Source organism: Streptomyces sp. Ag109_O5-10 (genome assembly GCF_900105755.1).
Taxonomy (GTDB): Bacteria; Actinomycetota; Actinomycetes; order Streptomycetales; family Streptomycetaceae; genus Streptomyces.
The window spans coordinates 6,143,443-6,163,180 of the sequence record NZ_FNTQ01000001.1 but is presented as its reverse complement, the minus strand read 5'-3'; the positions used below and the strand labels follow the sequence as shown (position 1 = coordinate 6,163,180).

Sequence of the window (19,738 nt, the reverse complement as noted above, 5' to 3'; positions counted from 1 at the left end):
GTGAGTCAGGCGGGAGAGAGCTGCCAGCGGCCGGACTGCGAGGGGACGTACGAGGACGTCGGCGGCGGTGAGCTGTACTGCGACACCTGTGGTCTGGCCCCGGTCGTCTCGGCCGGGAGTCCGCCCCCTGGGGGAGGGATGGTGGGCTCGCCGCCGACCGGGATCACGGCGGGCGGCAAGGGGTCGGCGGGCAGCGGGAGTTCGGGCTCCAGCAGCCGGAGCAGCCGGAGCAGTTCGCGTACGTCGTCGCAGTCCTCGAAGTCGCGGCGCTCGGTCTCCGGGCGGCTGTCGCGGTCCCTGTCGGGGAAGTCAACGGGCCGTTCGGTGTCGGTGCGCAGTTCCGGTTCGTCGGCGAGCACGTCCGGGCGCAGCCGGCTGGGCGCCGGTCTGGTCACGGTGCCGCAGGTGCCCAAGCCCGACCCGCGCGAGATGGTCCTGGAGAACCCCGAGGTGCCGGAGCGCAAGCGGTTCTGCTCGCGGGCGGACTGCGGGGCGCCGGTCGGGCGGTCCCGCGGCGAGCGGCCGGGGCGGACCGAGGGCTTCTGCACCAAGTGCGGCAACCCGTACTCGTTCGTGCCCAAGCTCAAGGGCGGCGACGTGGTGCACGGCCAGTACGAGGTCGTGGGCTGTCTCGCGCACGGCGGCCTGGGCTGGATCTACCTCGCGGTGGACCGGGCCGTCTCGGACCGCTGGGTGGTCCTCAAGGGCCTGCTGGACACCGGCGACCAGGACGCGATGGCCGCGGCGATCTCCGAGCGGCGGTTCCTCGCGGAGATCGAGCACGCCAACATCGTGCGGATCTACAACTTCGTCGAGCACCTGGACCAGCGCACCGGCTCCCTCGACGGGTACATCGTCATGGAGTACGTCGGCGGCAAGTCCCTCAAGGAGATCGCCAACGACCGCCGTACCCCGGAGGGCCGCCGCGACCCGCTGCCGGTGGAGCAGGCGTGCGCGTACGGCATCGAGGCCCTGGAAGCCCTCGGTCACCTGCACAGCCGCAACCTGCTGTACTGCGACTTCAAGGTCGACAACGCCATCCAGACCGAGGACCAGCTCAAGCTGATCGACATGGGCGCGGTGCGCCGGATGGACGACGACGAGTCGGCCATCTACGGCACGGTCGGCTACCAGGCGCCCGAGGTGGCCGAGGTCGGCCCGTCCGTCGCCTCCGACCTGTACACGGTCGGCCGTACCCTCGCGGTCCTCACCTTCGACTTCCAGGGCTATACGACCGTCTTCGTGGACTCGCTGCCCGACCCGGACAACATCGAGGTGTTCCGGCAGTACGAGTCGTTCTACCGGCTGCTGGTGCGGGCCACCGACCCCGACCCGGCCCGCCGGTTCGCCTCCGCGCAGGAGATGGCCGAGCAGCTGACCGGCGTGCTGCGCGAGGTGGTCTCGGTGCAGACCGGCACGGCCCGGCCCGCGCTGTCGACGCTGTTCGGGCCCGAGGTGAAGGTCACGGACACCGAGCTGTTCCCGAAGCTGGACGGAGACGTGTCCCGGCTGGGCGGACGGAAGGTGGCCTCCAGACCGCTCGCGCTGGACCCGTCGGGACCGGCCGCGGCCCCGGCCGACCCGGCTCTGGTCAGGCCCATCGACACCGCCGCCGCCGCGCTCGCCCTGCCGGTCCCGCTGGTCGACCAGAGCGACCCGAACGCCGGTTTCCTGGCCGGCCTGTCGACCTCGCTGGTGGGCGAGGTCAGCCTGCTCAGCGCGCTGGCCGCGGCGCCGGCGCAGACAGTCGAGACCGAGCTGCGGCAGATCCGCGCCCGGCTGGACAACGGCGACTTCGAGGCCGCGCTGGTGAGCCTCGGCCGGCTGGAGGACGAGCGGCCCGACGACTGGCGGGTGGTCTGGTGCCGGGGCGTGGCCGGCCTGGTCACCGGTGACTTCGAGGGCGCGGCGCTCTCCTTCGACGCGATCTACGACGCCTTCCCCGGCGAGACCGCGCCCAAGCTGGCGCTCGGCCTGTGCGCGGAGGTGCTCGGCCAGCTGGACAACGCGGCCGAGTACTACCGGCTGGTGTGGGCGACCGACCCGGGCTTCGTCAGCTCCGCGTTCGGCCTGGGCCGGGTGCAGCTGGCGGCCGGGGACCGGCGGGGTGCCGTACGGACGCTGGAGTCGGTGCCGGAGGCCTCGATCCACTACACGGCGGCCCGGGTGGCGGCCGTACGGGCGCGGCTGCGGCACCGGACCGCGACGGCCGGCGACACGCCGTTCCTGGACGACCTGACGGCCGCCGCCGGGCAGATCGAGGCGCTGGCCGCGTACGGTCTGGATCCGGCCCGGCGCGAGCAGTTGTCGGCGGAAGTCCTCGGCTGCGCGCTGGACTGGATACTCTCCGGAGGCCAGGACTCCCAGCCCATTGCCGGCGGCCGGGAGCTGCTGGGCAGCGGTCTGGACGAGCGGGGCCTCCGCTTCGGCCTGGAACGCTCGTACCGCACGCTGGCCAGACTGGCGACCGGCGGTGCGGAGAGGATCGACCTGGTGGAACGGGCCAACCGTTACCGCCCCCGGACGTGGGTGTAGTTGATGTCGCAGATGCCCCAGCAGGCCGCACCGGCGAAGTGCCCGAGCTGCGCGGAGCCGCTCGAATCGGGTGACCTGTTCTGCGGCGCGTGCGGGTACGACCTGTCGGCCGTGCCCGCCGCGCCGCAGGACCACCCGACCCTCACCATGGGCGCCGCCGGTGTGGGACCCTCGGGCGTGGACTGGCCCCCGCCCGAGCCGGAGAGCTCCGAGACGCCCGCGGCACCGCATCTGCCGACCGACCTGCCCGGCACCGACTCGGGCGGCAAGTCGCTGCCGGTGTCCCCGCCCGCGCACGGCTCGCCTGCCTCCCCGCCGCCGCACGGCGCGCCCCCGCACGGCTCGCCGGTGTCCCCGGCCTCCGGGGTGCGGTTCGACCGCGCGCCGGAGCCGGACGAGTACCCGCTCCAGGCGCCGGACCCGCGGGTGGCCGCCTCCGCCGCCGAGACGGGCGCATCGGCCGAGACGGCAGGGACCGCCGAGACCACCGAGCTGCCGAAGGTCTGCGTGGCCTGCCGCGCGGGCCGGGTCGACGACGACGGCTACTGCGAGAACTGCGGGCACGCCCAGCCGCGCGAGCGCGACCACATGGAGCAGGAGGCGGGCCCGGTGGCCGCCGTCAGCGACCGCGGGCTGCGCCACCACCGCAACGAGGACGCGTTCGCCGTCGGCCACACCACGCTGCCCGACGGCACCCCGGCCGCGCTGGCGGTCGTCTGCGACGGCGTCTCCTCGGCGACCCGGCCGGACGAGGCCTCCATGGCCGCCTCCCGGGCCGCCGTCGAGGCGCTGCTGGCCGCGCTGCCGCAGGGCACCCATCCGCAGCAGGCGCTGCACGACGCGATCGTCGCCGCCTCCCAGGCCGTCAACGCCCTCGCGGAGGAGCCCCCCTCGGCCCGTGAGCACACCCCGCACCAGAACGCCCCGGCGTGCACGATCGTCGCCGCGATCGTCGCCTCGGGCCTGCTGGTGGTCGGCTGGGTCGGCGACAGCCGCGTCTACTGGGTGCCGGTGGACCGGGGCGCCCCGGCGGCCCGGCTCACCGAGGACGACTCCTGGGCTGCGCAGATGGTCGCCGCGGGCCTGATGAGCGAGGCGGAGGCGTACGCCGACGAGCGGGCGCACGCGATCACCGGCTGGCTCGGCGCGGACGCCTACGAACTGGAGCCGCACACCGCCTCCTTCAAGCCGGACCGGCCCGGCGTGGTGGTGGTGTGCACCGACGGCCTGTGGAACTACGCGGAGACGGCCGAGGAGATGGCCGAGGTCGTCCCCGCCGACGCGGACGTACGGCCGCTGCACGCGGCCCGGGTGCTGGTCGGCCACGCCCTGGACGGCGGGGGCCACGACAACGTAACAGTGGCGCTGCTGCCGTTCCCGGAACCGCCGCAGGGGGCAGGATCCGCCTGAGGCCGCCGCAAAACGGCCGCAAACGGCAGCGAGACGCACGGGGAAGAGCACCGGGAAGAGGCGTACGGCGACAGGCGTACGGAGAAGTACCGGCGGACCGGAGGGGACCGGTCCGCACACCGTCAGCACCCACCACGCGTGGGGTGGAGGGGGACCAGAGCAGTCATGGCCAATTTCTCGAAACCGAGCATGCCGCAGTTCTCGGTGGACGTGTACCAGAACGAGTACCTCCCGGAGGGCGGCCGCGAGGTCAACGCGATCGTCACGGTGACGGCGACCGGCGGCGGCACCGTCGGAACCGCGGCCGGCGCCTCGTACGCCCCCGGGCAGGGGCCCGCCGCCGGGGTGGCGATCATGGTCGACTGCTCGGGGTCGATGGACTACCCGCCCACGAAGATGCGCAACGCCCGGGACGCCACCGCGGCCGCGATCGACACCCTGCGCGACGGCACCCACTTCGCGGTGGTCGGCGGCACGCACGTGGCCAAGGAGGTCTACCCGGGCGGCGGCCGGCTCGCGGTGGCCGACCGCGCCACCCGGGACCAGGCCAAGCAGGCGCTGCGCAGGCTCGGCGCGGGCGGCGGGACGGCGATCGGCACCTGGCTGCGGCTCGCGGACCGGCTCCTGTCCTCCGCGGACGTCACCATCCGGCACGGCATCCTGCTCACCGACGGCCGCAACGAGCACGAGTCGCCGGAGGACCTCAAGGCCGCCCTGGACTCCTGCGCCGGGCGGTTCACGTGTGACGCGCGCGGTGTCGGCACCGACTGGGAAGTGAAAGAAGTCACAGGGATCGCCTCCGCGCTGCTCGGCACCGCCGACATCGTCGCCGACCCGACCGGTCTGGCCGCCGACTTCACGCGGATGATGGAGACGGCGATGGGCAAGGAGGTCGCGGACGTCGCGCTGCGGCTGTGGACCCCCGTGGGCACGACCATCAAGTTCGTCAAGCAAGTGGCGCCCACGGTCGAGCAGTTGACCGACCGCCGCACCGAGGCCGGGCCGCGCGCCGGGGACTACCCCACCGGCTCCTGGGGGGACGAGTCCCGTGACTACCACGTCTGCGTGGAGGTCCCCACGGCCGGCCTCGGCCAGGAAATGCTGGCCGCGCGCGTCTCGTTGGTCGTCCCGCAGCCTGGGGGCACCTCCCGCTCGAGCGCAGCCGAGAGTGGGGGAGGTAGCGTCCAGAACCTGGGCGCACAGGGGCTGATCAGGGCGGTGTGGACGGACGACATGGTCGCCTCGACCTCCCTCAACCCCCAAGTCGCCCACTACACAGGCCAGGCCGAACTAGCACAAGCCATCCAACAGGGTCTCGATCTGCGCAAAGCGGGCGATATGGACGGGGCAACGGCCAAACTGGGTCGGGCCGTTCAGTTGGCAAGCGCTTCCGGGAACGCGGATACTGCGAAACTGCTTGCGAAGGTGGTGGACGTGGTCGACGCCACGACAGGTACTGTGCGACTGAAGGCGAAGGTCGAGGAGGCCGACGAGATGACTCTCGAGACCCGGTCCACAAAGACTGTTCGTGTAAAGAAGTGACCTGACAGTCCACACGCAGGACCACCCAGACAGGCTCAGGACGATCCTGACAGAGAGGGAAGCACGCCATGCCGACCTGCCCGAACGGACACCAGTCGGGTTCCGACGACTGGTGCGAGGTGTGCGGTCACCGCATGGCCGGTGCCGTACCTCCGCCGCCTCCGCCCCCGCCGACCGCAGGCGGCTACGGCTTCCCGCCACCCGCGTCCGGCGCCCCGGCCGGCGGCCCGATGGGGGGCGGCCGGCATCTGTCCGCCGTGCCGAACTCCCCCGAGCCGGAGCTGTGCCCGCAGTGCCGCACGCCCCGTGAGGGCGGTGCGCCGTTCTGCGAGGAGTGCCGGTGGAACTTCCTGACCAACACGGCCACCTCGTACACCCCGGCCGCCCCGCGCCCGCCCGCGGGCGGCGGCGGCCCGGCCGCGCCGACCTTCCGGCCGCCGGCCCCGCCGACCTTCGGCGGCGGCGACTCGTACGAGTACCAGGGCTCGCGCCCCTCGCAGGTGAACCGTCCGGCCGAGCCGATCCCGTCCTTCGGCAGCGAGCCCTCGGGCCCGACGCCGTTCGCGGGCGAGCGCGGCGGCCGGCCCGGCCCCTCGGGTCCTTCGGGTCCCGCCGGCCCGCCGGCCTTCGGCGGCGACCGCGGCCAGGCGGGTCCGCCCGCGTTCGGCGGCGATCGCGGCCAGTCCGGCCCGCCCGGGCAGTCCGGGCAGTCCGGGCCGTCGGGCTTCGGCGGGGGTGACCGGGGCCAGTCCGGCCCTCCGGCGTTCGGCGGCGACCGTGGGCAGTCCGGGCCGCCCGCCTTCGGCGGCGGCGACCGAGGCCAGTCCGCTCCCCCGCCCTACGGCGGCGAGCGCGGCCCGTCCGCGCCGTCGGGGCCGTTCGGCGGCGCCCCCGGCCAGAACGCCGGCGGCGCGTCCGCGTTCGGTGCCCCGCCCGGCACCGGCCAGGCCTCCGGCCCCTACACCCGCGATCCGGCCGGCGGCCCCGCCGCCGGTCCGTTCGGTGGCTCGGACCCGTCCCGGCCGCCGGTTCCGCCGCCGCCAGGCGGCCCCGGTGCGACCACCGGCGGCGCTCCCGGCGCCTTCCAGCAGTCGGCCCCGCCCGCGCCGCCCGGCTTCCCGCAGGAGACCAGGCCGCCGGCCGGCGGCCCCTCCTTCGGCGGCGGTGACGACGACTGGGTGATCTCCCCGCCGGGCCAGGCCGCGGGCCCCGGTGCGCCCGCCCGTCCCGGCGGCTACGGCTACCCGCAGCCCGGCGCCACCCAGGCCCCGCCCGGCGCCGGCTTCCCGCAGGCCCCGCAGGCTCCGGCGACCTGGACGGCGACGATCGGCCCGGACCGCGACTACTTCATGGCGATGATGCAGCGCTCGGGCCCCGAGGCGGCCGGTCTCAACCTGCCCGCGTACTCCCCGGAGCAGCAGCGCGCGCTCACCGGCAACCAGGTCACCATCGGCCGCCGCCGGCACTCCACCGGCGACACCCCCGACATCGACCTGTCGGTGCCGCCGGAGGACCCGGGCGTCTCGCACCAGCACGCGGTCCTGGTGCAGCAGCCGGACGGCGGCTGGGCGGTCGTCGACCAGAACTCGACGAACGGGACGACGGTCAACGGCGGCGAGGAGCCGATCCAGCCGTTCGTCCCGGTGCCGCTGCGGGACGGCGACCGGGTGCACGTGGGCGCCTGGACGACGATCACCGTGCGACGGGGCTGAACCGCGGCGCCCCCTCGGGGCGCCGACCCGTCCCCCGCACGTGCTCCGGGTCCTAAGCCTCGAGTCCTCGGCCATCCCGTCTGAGACCATGTACGTGTGAGAGAGATTCGGCGCGGCACGCTTCAGGAGAAGACCTTCTACGAGCAGGTCGGCGGGGAGGAGACCTTCCGTCGGCTCGTCCACCGTTTCTACGAGGGCGTCGCCGAGGACCCGGTCCTGCGGCCGATGTACCCGGAGGAGGATCTGGGCCCGGCCGAGGAGCGGCTCACCCTGTTCCTCATCCAGTACTGGGGCGGTCCCACGACGTACAGCGACAACCGCGGCCATCCCCGGCTGCGGATGCGGCACGCGCCGTTCACCGTGGACCGGACGGCGCACGACGCCTGGCTGCGGCACATGCGGGTGGCCGTGGACGAGCTGGGCCTCACCGAGGAGCACCGGGAGACCCTCTGGAACTACCTCACCTACGCGGCCGCCTCGATGGTCAACACCCCCGACTGAGCGCCGACGGCGCGGCACTCAGCGGACGCTGACGTCCAGCGCCCCGAGCCCGGCCCGGCGTACGGCGATCGACCCGAACGGGGTCCGCAGCCGCAGCCAGGCGCCCGCCGAGAGCAGTACGGCCTCGTCGCCCGGCTCGGTGGGCGGGCGCAGGAAGCCCAGTGACTGCGCAGCGTGGACGGCCCGGACCGGCAGCCCGGTGCCGCCGACGGTCCGGGACCAGATGTCCCGCCCGATCCGGTCGAGCGCGGCGCGGGTCCGGCCGTCCGGGCCCAACTCCTCCGTACGGGACCGGAATTCGCCGACCGCGGCGGAGACAGTGGCGCGCAGCGCCTGCGGCCCGGGCAGCCCCGGCTCGGCCTGCCAGCCGCCCCGCGGCGGCAGTACCCCGGCCCACGGCGGCCCGGTCACCGCCTTCGGCACGGCGGCCGTGGCGGCCCGTTCGTCCAGCGACTCCAGCAGTTCGCCCGCCGACACGGTCACGTCGAGGGTGACGTCCAGCCCGTCCTCGTACGGCTTGGCGAGCCGCACCGCGCGGATCGCCAGCACCTCGAAGGAGGGCGGCCGCCCGAAGACGGCGAGCGCGGTGCCGGCCGCCTGCAGCCGCACCGCGGCCGAGCGGTCGTAGTGGAGCAGCCGGGAGAGGAAGGCGGCGAGGTCCGCCGTCTCCCCGTCGTCGGCGAGTTGGAGCACCGTCATGCGGCGACGGCCTCCTCCTTGTCGTCGTCGCGGTACTCCTCCAGGAAGTCCCGCTCCTCGGCGGTGATCCGGCGCGGCCGTCCGGCGTCGAAGTCGAACGGCACGACGACCGTCGAGGCCCGTACGTAGACCAGGTCGTCGTCCTTCACCTCGTAGGTGATGGTGAACGACGCGGCCCGGATCTCGGTGATCCACAGCTCGACGTCGACCGGGTGGTGCCGGTGGACGAGCTGCCGTTTGTAGTCGATCTCGTGGCGCGCCACCACCGACCCCTGCTTGAACTCCTTGTCCGGGCGGAACAGGAAGTCGATCCGGGCTTCCTCCAGGTAGCGGATGAAGACCGCGTTGTTGACATGGCCGTACGCGTCCATGTCGGACCAGCGCAGGGGGCAGCGGTAGAGATGGCGCAAGGTCGATCAGCCCCGAGTCAGCTTCTTGTAGGTGGCGCGGTGCGGACGCGCGGCGTCCGGTCCCAGCCGCTCGATCTTGTTCTTCTCGTACGACTCGAAGTTGCCCTCGAACCAGAACCACTTGGAGTCGCCCTCGTAGGCGAGGATGTGCGTGGCGACCCGGTCGAGGAACCAGCGGTCGTGGGAGACGACCACGGCGCAGCCGGGGAACTCCAGCAGCGCGTTCTCCAGGCTGGAGAGCGTCTCCACGTCGAGGTCGTTGGTCGGCTCGTCGAGGAGCAGCAGGTTGCCGCCCTGCTTGAGGGTGAGCGCGAGGTTGAGCCGGTTGCGCTCACCGCCGGAGAGGACACCGGTCGGCTTCTGCTGGTCCGGGCCCTTGAACCCGAAGGCGGACACGTACGCCCGGCTCGGCATCTCGACCTGGCCGACGTTGATGTAGTCGAGCCCGTCGGACACGACCTCCCACAGCGTCTTCTTCGGGTCGAGGTTGGCGCGCCCCTGGTCGACGTACGAGATCTTGACGGTCTCGCCGACCTTGATGTCGCCGGCGTCCGGCGTCTCCAGGCCCTGGATCATCTTGAACAGGGTGGTCTTGCCGGCACCGTTCGGACCGATGACGCCGACGATGCCGTTGCGCGGCAGCGTGAAGCTGAGCCCGTCGACGAGGACCTTCTCCCCGAAGGCCTTGTTCAGCTTCTCGACCTCGACGACGACGTTGCCCAGGCGCGGGCCCGGCGGGATCTGGATCTCCTCGAAGTCCAGCTTCCGCATCTTGTCGGCCTCGGCGGCCATCTCCTCGTACCGCGCGAGACGGGCCTTGGACTTGGCCTGGCGCCCCTTGGCGTTCGACCGCACCCACTCCAGCTCTTCCTTGAGCCGCTTCTGCCGCTTGGCGTCCTTCTGGCCCTCGACCTTGAGACGGGTGGCCTTGGTCTCCAGGTACGTGGAGTAGTTGCCCTCGTACGGGTAGGCGCGCCCGCGGTCGAGCTCCAGGATCCACTCGGCGACGTTGTCCAGGAAGTACCGGTCGTGGGTGATCGCCACCACGGTGCCGGCGTACTTGGCGAGGTGCTGCTCCAGCCAGTTCACCGACTCGGCGTCGAGGTGGTTGGTGGGCTCGTCGAGGAGCAGCAGGTCGGGGGCCTCCAGCAGCAGCTTGCACAGCGCCACACGCCGCTTCTCACCACCGGAGAGGGTGGTGACGGGCCAGTCGCCGGGCGGGCAGCCCAGCGCGTCCATGGCCTGCTCCAGCTGGGCGTCGAGGTCCCAGGCGTTGGCGTGGTCCAGATCCTCCTGCAGCTTGCCCATCTCGTCGAGCAGCGCGTCGGAGTAGTCGGTCGCCATCAGCTCGGCGATCTCGTTGAACCGGTCGAGCTTGCCCTTGATCTCGGCGACACCCTCCTGGACGTTCTCCAGGACGGTCTTGTCCTCGTTGAGCTGGGGCTCCTGCATGAGGATGCCGACGCTGTAGCCGGGCGAGATGAAGGCGTCGCCGTTGGACGGCTGCTCCAGCCCCGCCATGATCTTCAGCACGGTCGACTTGCCGGCGCCGTTCGGGCCGACGACGCCGATCTTGGCCCCCGGCAGGAAGTTCAGGGTGACGTCATCGAGAATCACCTTGTCGCCGTGCGCCTTGCGCGTCTTGCGCATGGTGTAAATGAACTCAGCCAAGAGAAACCGTCCGGCAGCTTGAAATCTGGCAGTGGGCAGATACACCCCATCTTGCCTGACGTCCAGCCTCGGGTGTTAACCCGTTTGGTCCGGGGGCTGTGACCTGGGGGTTCACCGGTGGCGACGGTCACCCGCCGGTCACTGTCGGTCGCTGTCGGTCGCTGTCGAGTCGCCTAGGGGAGCCTCGGACGGCCCAGGGACGACCCGGAGCCGGCTGACTCGTGGGCCGAGGGACCGGGCCTGTTGGCTATCGTCGGGACTGTGACGGTCCCCGGCGAGGATGCCTTGCTCCTCCAGCCGGCGTCTCCCTGGCGGAGGCGGACATCGGGCACGGTGTCGTGGAAGCGGGGAAGTCGGGGACCGGCCACACGCACCACCTGACCAGTCTGGCGGCCCCTGACCTGGTAGGGCGGTCGGGTGCCGTCGGCGCGTGCGCCGCCCACCGGACACCCCTGCTCCCCCCCGGTTTCCGCCGCTGTCAGGCACGGAAGGGGCACGAAGTCCCCGCGGCGCAGGCGACCGGTCGGCCCAGGACGACGTCCGGGTCCCGGCCCTCTGCGTCGATCCGGTCCGCGCCCCGACGCCTCCAGCGACGTCCCGCGCAGCCGGTCGCCGTCCGGCGGGGTGGTCTCCGCCGTGCTGGTGCGCGGCCCGGGGCCCCACGGGCGAATGGCCCGTTCCCTTCGACATGACAGCACTCGGGCGGGAGCGCAAGCTGGGAGGGACGAAGGGGCGATCATGATGCGGTCGATACGGGCGCTCGTGGCCGACAGGCCCGGTGAGCCGGGTGACGTCCTTCGGGTGGAGTCCCGGCCCGTTCCCACGGCGGGGCCGGGTCAGGCGCTGGTGCGTGTGGAGGCGACGCCGGTCCACGCCAGTGATCTGCACGTGCTGCGGGGGCGCTACGGCTTCTCCCTCGAGTTCCCCGCGGTCGGCGGGTACATGGAGTGCGTGGGCCGTGTCGAGGCCCTCGGTCCGGGCACCGAGGGGCTGACGATCGGCGAACGCGTGGTGTACGTCGCGATCCCGGCGGTGCCCGGGCCGCAGGTCGACGGCACCTGGCAGGAACACCTCGTCGCCGATACGCACCGGCTGCTGCCGGTCCCCGGCCGGCTGAGCGACTCCGACGCCTGCCAGCTCGCCGTCAACCCGCTGACCGCGCTGCTCCTGGTCACTCGCGAGCTCGACGTGCAGCCCGGTGAATGGCTCCTGCAGACCGCGGCGGGCTCCACCGTCGGCCGGCTCGTCATCCAGCTGGCCGGGCATCTGGGGATCCGCACGATCAACGTGGTGCGGCGGCGCGCCGCCGTCGACGAGATCAAGGCGCTGGGTGGCGACGAGGTCGTCTGCACCGAGGACGAGGACCTGGTGCGGCGGGTGGCCGAGATCGCGGGGCCGGACGGTGTGCGCAAGGCCACCGACTGCGTCGCGGGCGACGTGGGTGCCCAGGTCTCCCGGGCGCTGGCCCCGGGAGGAGTGACCGTGGTCTACGGCGCGCTCTCCACCCACCGGCAGACCGACCCGGCGGCGCTGACGATCCCGGTGTCGGCGCGCTCGGTCATCTACGAGACGAAGGTGGTCCGCGGATTCTGGCTGAACCGCTGGTTCGGCGCCGCCTCGCCCGCGGACATAGCGGACGCGCTCAGTGAGGTGCGCAGCCTCGTCGTCGGTGGCGTGCTGAGCATCCCCCCGGGCCGGCCGTTCCCGCTCGACCGTTTCGCCGAAGCCGTCTCGTTCGCCGAAGCGCCCGCTCACGGCGCCAAGCCGTTTCTCGTCTTCGACGGACGGGACGGGCAGGACGGACGGGACTGAGAAGCGGCCGCCTGGCGAGGGCGCCGGGCCTTGTGCAGGAGCAGGGCGGTCACCGCGACCGCTCCGACGACTCCGACCGCTCCGACGACTCCCCCGACTCCCCCGGCTCCCCCGGCTCCCCCGGCTCCCCCGGCTCCGGTCGAGCGGAAGGCTCGGGTGGAGCGCCAGGACAGGATGGACCAGCGGGAATTGGCGGAGAGGACGGAGCCCGTGCTCAGCCAGGACCCGGCCGAGACGAGGGACAGCGCCGAGCCGATCGAGCCCGCCGAGAGGGCGCTGCCGATCGAGCCGACGGAGAGGGCCGAGCCGACCGACCCGATGGAGAGCACGGAGCCCACCGAGCCGATCGACAGCACCGAGTCGTGCGACCACAGGGACAGGACGGAGTCCGATGACGCACCGCGGGGCGCGGGTGAGTTGGTCATGACGTCATGGTGCCCGTCCGGGAGTCAGTCGGTGTGCTGGTTCTCCCGCTGGCGGAGGATCACCAGGACCGCACCGCCGATCACCACCAGACCGATGGCCACGCCCGTGATCACGCCGGTCGCGGAGTCGCCGCCGGTCGCGGCCAGGTTGACGTCGGAGGCGGTGCCGCCCACCGAGGCCGGGCTGGGCTCGCTGAGGGTCTGGGTGGCGAGGCCGGCGTCGGCGCCCTGGGTCCTGCAGTCGAGGACACCGGTGAAGCGGCGTTCGAGGCCGTTCGCGCCGGTGATCGTGAAGTCGTAGGCCTGGTCCTCCTGGAGCGGGACGGTCACCGTCCGCGAGGAGTCGGCGGGGATGGTGTACTCCGTGCTCACCAGCTCGAAGGTGAACGGCTTGTCCCCGGTGTTGGCCGCGGTGATGTCCACGCCGCTGCGGGCGCAGTTCTTCTCGGCCGACAGTGCCGGTATCGCGCCCTGGTCCGCCCAGGTCGCGTTCGCGGTCGCGGCGACCGTGGACTCGCTGGAGCCGGCCAGGATCTGCGTCTGGCTGCGGCTCCCGGAGGTGAAGGCCCGGCCGACGGGGACGGTCGTCGACGCCTGGACGGTCAGCTCGGCAGATGCGTCCGCCGCGTCGCCGGGGACCTTGAAGTACAGCTCGCTGCCGTCCCGGGCGGTGGTGACGGGCTTGCCTGCCTTGTCGGTGATCCGTACGCCGCTGAGGGCCGAGTCCGACGGCGGGACGACGGTGACCGTGCTCGCGTTGGTGTGGACGGTCACCGGGCCGAGCAGGCCGCCCGGCCGGCCGGACACGGCCGGCGGGGAGAGGGTCAGTGAGCCTTGCGGCTCGTTCTGGCCGCGGGCGTTCTTCTCCAGGTAGTCGGCGAGCTTCTCGGCCTGCGGATCGACGGCGTCGACGTCCGCGCCGTCCGAGTAGCGCCAGATCGCCACCTGCGTGCCGGCCGCCGCGTCCTGCTCGGTGAGGCTGCCGGCACCGGCCTTGCGGGCCAGCTCGGCGAGGTCGTTGACCTGCGGGTAGGAGTTCTGCAGGATCCAGCGGATGTTGCCGGCGTTCTTGTTCGCGCCGAGCGAGGTGCCGCTCCACGCCGTCTCCTGGTACTTGGCGTCCCGCTGGGCGGGGTTGTGGAGATCGACGCAGTACGTCTGGAGCGTGCCGCCGCCGTCCACGGACATCTCGAAGAGGCCCGCGGCCACCTGCTCGTCGCCGCTGTGCCCGTGGACCACGGCCTCGCCGTAGGTCTTCAGGCCGTTCATGGTCGCCGTGGCCCCGCTCTGGCTCTGGGCGGTCCCGTCGTCGGCCGCGGCCGGACCGGCGCCGGTCAGCGCGGCGGCGGCCACCAGCCCGGACACCAGGGCCGCGGCGGCGAGGCGGACCATGCCTCTCGCGGCCACGACGGTGCCGTAGTGCCTGGTGGACGCACGGGGCGCCGAGAGACCAGAGAACGCAGCGAGCACAGAATTCCCCTTCGAGCAGGACCCGTTGGACGCGGGGGGCGGTCCCACCAGCAGAATCAGCGACCCCAGGGGCCATGCCCGGCATCCTATGGATCAGCCGGACCGCACCCTCGCGGTGAGATGGTCCGATGAGCGATCCGATCCGTAATCGTTATCGCGGAGGCACGAACGAGCGGGGCCTGTCGACAGATCCACCCGGTCGTGGTGACGGGCACTTCGGAGCGCATTCGCCGACAAGCCGTCAAGAAATGTCATGGGGCGTCAAGGGGCGGCAAGGGACGGCAAGTGCCGTCAGGGATCGGCCAAGAGCCGCCAAAGAGCCCTTCAACCGGCTGTCGATGGCCGGCGCCGGCCGCTCGTGGATGCCGAGGGACGGCGACGGGTGTCAACGGACAGTCGGGCGGCCGCCGTTCGGATGGGCCGACGCCGACGGACCTTGACGCGCAGTCACCTCATGCCCCGTCACGGCGCGGCGGACGCCACCGCCACCGGTTCCGGTTGCGCCCCGGCGGGCGGGTCGGGGGACTCCGCCGGTGTCTCCCAGTCGGGTTCCGGGCGCGGTGGCGCGGGTGCCGTCGTGTCCGGCCTGGCGGTTCGCCGGAAGGCCGCCGTGCCGCGGGCGAGGTCGTGGCCGATCGCCACCGCGTCGATGTCGGCGGAGGTCCGCTGCTGGCCCTCCCGGGTCTCGGTGCGCACCTTCAGCCGCCCCTGTACGACGACGGGGTCGCCGACCGTCAGCGAGGTCGCCGCGTTGGTGGCGAGCTGACGGTTGGCCCACACCGTGAAGAAGTTGGTGTGGCCGTCCGTCCAGGCGTTCTTCTCGCGGTCCCAGTAGCGCGCGGTCACCGCCAGCCGGAACCGGGCCGACGGACCCGCCGCCAGTTCCCGGAACACCGGCTGCGTCGCCACGTTGCCCACCGCGCAGACCATCGTCTCGTTCATCACGAACCCCTCCCTCGCCCGGCCGCCGTGGCCGGGCGGATCCGCGTACGGGGCCGCCCCGTACGGCTGTGTCCACCACGGCGACCGCCTGCCCGGGACGCCGGTCGCGGTCGCCGTGGGTCCAGACTGCCGCCGACGGCGCGGGCCCGCCGAGCGCTGTGGACCACTGCCGGCGTGTGGACAACCCCGTCACCCGGACGAGTGACCCCGTCCCCCCGGACGGAGCCCCGCCCGGGCCCGAACCCCGGACGGGGCCCCGCCCAGGCCCGAAACCTGGGCGGGGCCCCGCCCCGTTCCCCGGCCTCACCCCATTCCGGCCACGCCGGCCACTCCGGCCACCCCGGCGCCCGTCCGGGTCACCCTCGCGTACTGCTCCCGCACCTCCTGGTACCGCAGCAGCTCCGCCGCCACCGGATCCAGCACGCGAGCCCGCCCGCAGCCGGCCGCCGCCTCGCGGAGCCGGCGTTCCGCCTCCAGGCCGTACCGGCGGGCCGGGCCGCGGGCCGCCATCCGGCAGCCCCACTCGACCAGCGGGCCACCGATGATCCCGGAGACCATCAGCAGCACCGGAACGCCCAGGTTGGGCGCCGTCACCCCGGTGATCTGCCCCATCAGCCACAGTCCGCCGACCACCTGAAGGAGCGTCATGGCGGCCTGGGCGAGCACCGCCACCGGCCACCAGCCCGGCCGCGGTGGCCGCCCCGGCGGCAGCCCGGCCCGCGCGGCCAGGTCGTCGAGCGCTTCCGGAAGGCCCTGCGACCCACGTACGGCCGCCTCCCGCACCGCCTGCGCCCAGGGCGCCGGCAGTCCGGCCGAGGCCCGCTCGGAGACCGTGCGCACCGCCTGCTCGACGCGCTGCCGCGCGGTGGCCTCCACCTCCGGCTGGGCCTTCTGCAGACGTCCGGTGGGCGGCTCGCCGCGCTTCTGGTACCAGCGCCACAGCCGGAGCCAGGGCGTGCCGCAGGCCCGGTTGGCGTTGCGCCGCCAGGCCCGTTCGGCGGCCTCGCCGGCGGCGGTGGCACCGACCGCGTCCGCGAGCCGCCCGGCGAACTCGTCGCGCGCCTCCTCGCTGAGCCCGGCGCGCCTGCCGGTGGCGTAGACGGGCCGCAGCCGGGCCGCGGCGGCGTCCACGTCGGCGGCGACCCGGCGGGCCGCCGCGCCCCGCTCGGACACGAACTGGCCGAGAAGTTCGCGCAGTTCGCCGACGCCGTCGCCGGTGAGCGCGGACAGCGCGAGCACGGTCGCGCCCGGGTCGCCGTACTCGCCGAGGGCGATACCGTCGTCGTCGAGCAGCCGGCGCAGGTCGTCCAGGACCTGGTCGGTGGCCTCGCCGGGCAGCCGGTCGGTCTGGTTGAGGACGATGAACATGACCTCGGCGTGGCCGGCCATGGGCCGCAGGTAGCGCTCGTGGAGGACGGCGTCGGCGTACTTCTCGGGGTCGACGACCCAGATCACCGCGTCGACGAGTTTCAGGATCCGGTCGACCTGTGCGCGGTGCTGGACGGCGGCCGAGTCGTGGTCGGGCAGGTCGATCAGGACCAGCCCGCGCAGCTGTGCGTCCGCCTCCGGGTTGTGCACGGGGCGGCGGCGCAGCCGGCCCGGGATGCCGAGCCGGTCGATGAGGGCCGCGCTGCCGTCGCTCCAGGTGCACGCGATGGGCGCGGAGGTGGTGGGCCGGCGTACCCCGGTCTCCGAGATGGCGACTCCGGCGAGCGCGTTGAACAGCTGGGACTTGCCGCTGCCGGTGGCGCCGGCGAGGGCGACGACGGTGTGCTGGCCGGAGAGCCGGCGCCGGGTGGCCGCCTCGTCCAGGACCCGGCCTGCCTCGCCGAGGGTGTTGCTGTCGAGGCGGGTGCGGGAGAGGCCGACGAGCTCGCGCAGGGCGTCGAGGCGGGAGCGCAGCGGGCCGTCGTAGGCGAGCGGGGCGGGGGCCGGGGCGCCGGGGCCGCGGGTCTCCACGACGGGGACGGCGGCCTTGGCGGTCTCGGTGACCCGGCGGGCGATGAGGCCGTCGTCCCAGACGTCGTCACCGGCGTCCGGATCGTCCTCGGCGGCGGCCGGGCGGTCGCCGGTGACGGGCGGGCGGTCGCCGGTGGCCGGGGGGCGGTCGCCGGCGGGGGGCGGGCGGTCGTCGGCCGGTTCGCGCTGCTCCCGCACGCGTGCGTGCGGGACGCTCTCGGCGGCCGGCTCGGCGGCCTCGGTCGCCTCGGGAGTCTGCGGGGATCCGGAGGCCTCGGGAGCCTCGGCGGTCTCCTCGTGCTCCTGCTGCTCCTTGAGGTCCTTCCCTGCCTCGTCCCGGTGCCGGTCGCCGTCCGGGGCACGGTCCCGTGCCGACTCCCGTGCCGACCCCCGCCCGGACTCCCGTGCCGACTCCCGCGCGGGCTCCCGTACGGCGTCCGGCGCGGTGTCCGCCGCGGCCGGTCCGGCGTCGAAGTCGCTGGCGTAGTCACCGGTGAAGTCACTGGTGTGATCCATGCGTTCCATGCGATCCGTGTGGTCGTGGTCAGTGACGGCGGTCACCGGTCACCTCTCCTTCTGCAGGACGGACAGGGCGGCGATGAGTTCGGCCTGGGGCTCGGGGTGCACGTCGAGGGCGTCGAGCGGGGCCAGGCGGCGCTCGCGTTCGGCGTGCAGGACGCGGTCCACGTGTTCGGAGAGCAGCCGTCCCGCGCGGTCGCGCAGCCGCAGCGCGCCGTGGGCGCCGATGCGCTCGGCGAGCCGCTCCCCCGCGATCTTGGTGCGCCGGCCGCCGAGCAGCGCGGTGGCGACCAGGGCTGCGACCACCTCGGAGTCCGGGGCGATGCTGCGGTCCAGCTCGCGCACCTCGTCCTCGGCGTACTCCTCCAGCTCGCGCCGCCAGCGCCGGACGGCGAGGCCGATGCGGTGCTCGGCGCTCTCCAGGGACGGGTCGCGGTCGGTGAGCCCGGGAGCGGCGGAGGCCGGCTCGCGGCGCCAGGCGTCGTCGACGCGTTCGTCGGCGGCGGTGACGGAGCAGAGCAGCAGGGCGGCGAGGCTCTCCACCAGGGCGTCCAGGAGTTCCTCGGCGGAGCAGTCGAGGGGGTAGGCGCGCCAGCGCTTGAGGGCGTCGCCTGCGAGGACGGCTCCGGCCTGGAGACGTCCTCGCAGGCGCGCGTGCTCGCTGTCGTAGGCCGTGTCGACCGCGGAGGTCAGGCGCAGCGCGGCGGCGTACTGGGCGGCGGCGGCGCCGGCCAGCTCGGGCATGCGGGCCTTGAGGGAGTCGAGGAGGCCGTGCGCGGTGCGGGCCAGGGTGTGGCTGCGGGCGCCGGGATCCTGGGCCTGGTGGAGGAGCCAGGCGCGCAGCGGGGCGACCGCGGTGGCCGGGAGCAGGCCGCCGCCCCAGGCCGACTCCGGCAGCTCGGGCACGGTGAACCGGGGTACGTCACCGAGTCCGGCCTTGGTGAGCAGGGCGCCGTACTGCCGGGAGACCTCCGAGACGACCGTGTGCGGGACCCGGTCGAGGACGGTCACCAGGGTGGCGTCGTACTCCTTGGCGGTGCGCAGCAGGTGCCAGGGGACGGCGTCGGCGTAGCGGGCCGCCGTGGTCACCATCACCCAGATGTCGGCGGCGCAGATGAGTTCCGCGGCGAGGACGCGGTTGTCGACGACCAGGGAGTCGATGTCGGGGGCGTCGAGCAGCGCGAGGCCGCGCGGGATGCTGTCCGCGGTCTCGACGCGCAGCACGCGCGGGGGGTTGTCGCCGGGGAGGAAGGGGTCGTCGTTGGGCTCCTGGTGCGGTACCCACTCCCGGGTGAGGTCGGGCAGCACGCGCATGCCGCTGAACCAGTGATGGTCCTCCGGATGACAGACCAGGACCGGGGTGCGGGTGGTCGGCCGGAGCACGCCCGCCTCGCTGACCCGGCGGCCCACCAGTGAGTTGACGAGGGTCGACTTCCCGGCGCCCGTGGACCCGCCCACCACGGCCAGAAGTGGCGCTTCGGGTTCTCTGAGGCGGGGCACCAGGTAGTCGTCGAGCTGTGCGAGCAGTTCGTCGCGGTTGGCACGCGCGCGTGGAGCCCCCGCCAGGGGCAGCGGGAAGCGTGCGGCAGCGACACGGTCGCGCAGGGCGGAAAGTGTGTCGAGCAGCTGAGGCCGTACGTCCAAGGTCACCACATGCGAAGAATGCCCAATTTTAGGGGAATTCTGAAGCATATAGACATGTCTGCGCGCCGACAGGACACAACGGGCGGAAGGGGCGACTGGGACGGAGGCACAGTCCAGGCATAACGAGTGCACAACACCCGGTGCGCCGGACGCCAAAAGCGATGCACGATTCGTACCTGCCTGCGATTATCAGGACCGCTTCACCGAACCTCCACATTGAGCCACGGAGGCGAAGCAACAGGGACACGGAGCGGGGAGTTCTATCCTTGTCCCCGGCAACGTCACGGACCCGCCCCCACCAGGGCAGTGCGTACGAGGCCAGCACAGCCGGCCCCCGTAGCTCAGTGGATAGAGCAGGCGCCTTCTAAGCGCTTGGCCGCAGGTTCGAGTCCTGCCGGGGGCGCTTCGCGGAGGCGGCGTGGCAGGTGGCCGGTTCTCTCCTGTGACCGCAGCGGATCTCCCGTCGTGCCGTAGTGGATCCCCGGCC

13 protein-coding genes, 1 tRNA gene and 1 pseudogene are annotated in these 19,738 nt (G+C 73.3%); 7 read left to right on the top strand and 8 right to left on the bottom strand.

Annotated features, from left to right (window positions below; all coding sequences use genetic code 11):
• From BLW82_RS28150 to BLW82_RS28130, 5 genes are all read left to right on the top strand, one after another.
• Window positions 1–2,535, top strand: a complete 2,535-nt coding sequence (locus BLW82_RS28150) for a serine/threonine-protein kinase (protein WP_093502938.1) — start codon at window positions 1–3, stop codon at window positions 2,533–2,535.
• On the top strand, window positions 2,536–3,945 hold the full coding sequence (locus BLW82_RS28145) for a PP2C family protein-serine/threonine phosphatase (protein WP_177233094.1): 1,410 nt from the start codon (window positions 2,536–2,538) through the stop codon (window positions 3,943–3,945).
• 165 nt (window positions 3,946–4,110) lie between these two features.
• Window positions 4,111–5,487, top strand: a complete 1,377-nt coding sequence (locus tag BLW82_RS28140) for a vWA domain-containing protein (RefSeq protein WP_093502934.1) — start codon at window positions 4,111–4,113, stop codon at window positions 5,485–5,487.
• A 68-nt stretch (window positions 5,488–5,555) separates the two neighbouring features.
• Window positions 5,556–7,199 (top strand): FHA domain-containing protein, encoded by a 1,644-nt coding sequence (locus BLW82_RS28135; protein ID WP_093502932.1) that lies wholly within the window; start codon window positions 5,556–5,558, stop codon window positions 7,197–7,199.
• Between the two features lie 96 nt (window positions 7,200–7,295).
• Window positions 7,296–7,700 carry a globin gene (locus BLW82_RS28130; protein WP_093502930.1) on the top strand — a complete coding sequence of 135 codons (405 nt, stop codon included), beginning with the start codon at window positions 7,296–7,298 and terminating at the stop codon, window positions 7,698–7,700.
• Window positions 7,701–7,718: 18 nt separating this feature from the next.
• Here the strand turns inward: BLW82_RS28130 and BLW82_RS28125 are convergent, their stop codons facing one another.
• From BLW82_RS28125 to ettA, 3 genes are read right to left on the bottom strand one after another with little or no spacing between them, the layout of a single operon-like run.
• Entirely contained in the window at window positions 7,719–8,399 is a 681-nt protein-coding gene (locus tag BLW82_RS28125) for a DUF8185 domain-containing protein (protein WP_093502928.1), read from the bottom strand.
• Entirely contained in the window at window positions 8,396–8,809 is a 414-nt protein-coding gene (locus BLW82_RS28120) for an acyl-CoA thioesterase (protein WP_093502926.1), read from the bottom strand. Before BLW82_RS28120 ends, BLW82_RS28125 begins: the two co-directional genes overlap by 4 nt.
• Window positions 8,810–8,815: 6 nt before the next feature.
• Window positions 8,816–10,480 carry an energy-dependent translational throttle protein EttA gene (ettA, locus tag BLW82_RS28115; protein WP_093502924.1) on the bottom strand — a complete coding sequence of 555 codons (1,665 nt, stop codon included), beginning with the start codon at window positions 10,478–10,480 and terminating at the stop codon, window positions 8,816–8,818.
• Window positions 10,481–11,218: 738 nt separating this feature from the next.
• On the opposite strand from ettA, the gene BLW82_RS28110 reads away from it, so the two are divergent.
• Complete coding sequence (locus BLW82_RS28110; protein WP_256215986.1) at window positions 11,219–12,292, top strand: zinc-dependent alcohol dehydrogenase family protein; 1,074 nt, start codon at window positions 11,219–11,221, stop codon at window positions 12,290–12,292.
• Between the two features lie 104 nt (window positions 12,293–12,396).
• Here BLW82_RS28110 and BLW82_RS45690 read toward each other — a convergent pair.
• The 5 genes and pseudogenes from BLW82_RS45690 to BLW82_RS28085 form a co-directional block, all read right to left on the bottom strand.
• Window positions 12,397–12,717 (bottom strand): annotated as a pseudogene (locus BLW82_RS45690) (hypothetical protein); the annotation flags it as partial.
• A 24-nt stretch (window positions 12,718–12,741) separates the two neighbouring features.
• Complete coding sequence (locus BLW82_RS28100; protein ID WP_093502922.1) at window positions 12,742–14,109, bottom strand: Cys-Gln thioester bond-forming surface protein; 1,368 nt, start codon at window positions 14,107–14,109, stop codon at window positions 12,742–12,744.
• A 540-nt stretch (window positions 14,110–14,649) separates the two neighbouring features.
• The gene (locus BLW82_RS28095) at window positions 14,650–15,129 is read right to left on the bottom strand and encodes a single-stranded DNA-binding protein (protein WP_093502920.1); all 480 of its coding nucleotides are present in this window, start codon (window positions 15,127–15,129) and stop codon (window positions 14,650–14,652) included.
• Window positions 15,130–15,432: 303 nt separating this feature from the next.
• A complete protein-coding gene (locus tag BLW82_RS28090) occupies window positions 15,433–17,613 on the bottom strand; it encodes a YfjP family GTPase (protein WP_093508321.1) in 2,181 nt (726 codons plus the stop codon).
• Between the two features lie 39 nt (window positions 17,614–17,652).
• Complete coding sequence (locus BLW82_RS28085) at window positions 17,653–19,260, bottom strand: dynamin family protein (protein WP_093502918.1); 1,608 nt, start codon at window positions 19,258–19,260, stop codon at window positions 17,653–17,655.
• A 321-nt stretch (window positions 19,261–19,581) separates the two neighbouring features.
• Between BLW82_RS28085 and BLW82_RS28080 the strand changes: the two genes are divergently transcribed.
• Window positions 19,582–19,654: transfer RNA gene (locus BLW82_RS28080), tRNA-Arg, on the top strand.
• The last annotated feature ends 84 nt before the right edge of the window (window positions 19,655–19,738 follow it).

Excerpts from the sequence above, each read along its gene's own strand:
- BLW82_RS28135 (WP_093502932.1), top strand. The coding sequence starts at position 5,556 with ATGCCGACCTGCCCGAACGGACACCAGTCGGGTTCCGACGACTGGTGC.
- BLW82_RS28100 (WP_093502922.1), bottom strand. The coding sequence starts at position 14,109 with ATGGTCCGCCTCGCCGCCGCGGCCCTGGTGTCCGGGCTGGTGGCCGCC.
- BLW82_RS28090 (WP_093508321.1), bottom strand. The coding sequence starts at position 17,613 with ATGGAACGCATGGATCACACCAGTGACTTCACCGGTGACTACGCCAGC.
- BLW82_RS28125 (WP_093502928.1), bottom strand. The coding sequence starts at position 8,399 with ATGACGGTGCTCCAACTCGCCGACGACGGGGAGACGGCGGACCTCGCC.
- BLW82_RS28140 (WP_093502934.1), top strand. The coding sequence starts at position 4,111 with ATGGCCAATTTCTCGAAACCGAGCATGCCGCAGTTCTCGGTGGACGTG.
- BLW82_RS28095 (WP_093502920.1), bottom strand. The coding sequence starts at position 15,129 with ATGAACGAGACGATGGTCTGCGCGGTGGGCAACGTGGCGACGCAGCCG.
- BLW82_RS28110 (WP_256215986.1), top strand. The coding sequence starts at position 11,219 with ATGATGCGGTCGATACGGGCGCTCGTGGCCGACAGGCCCGGTGAGCCG.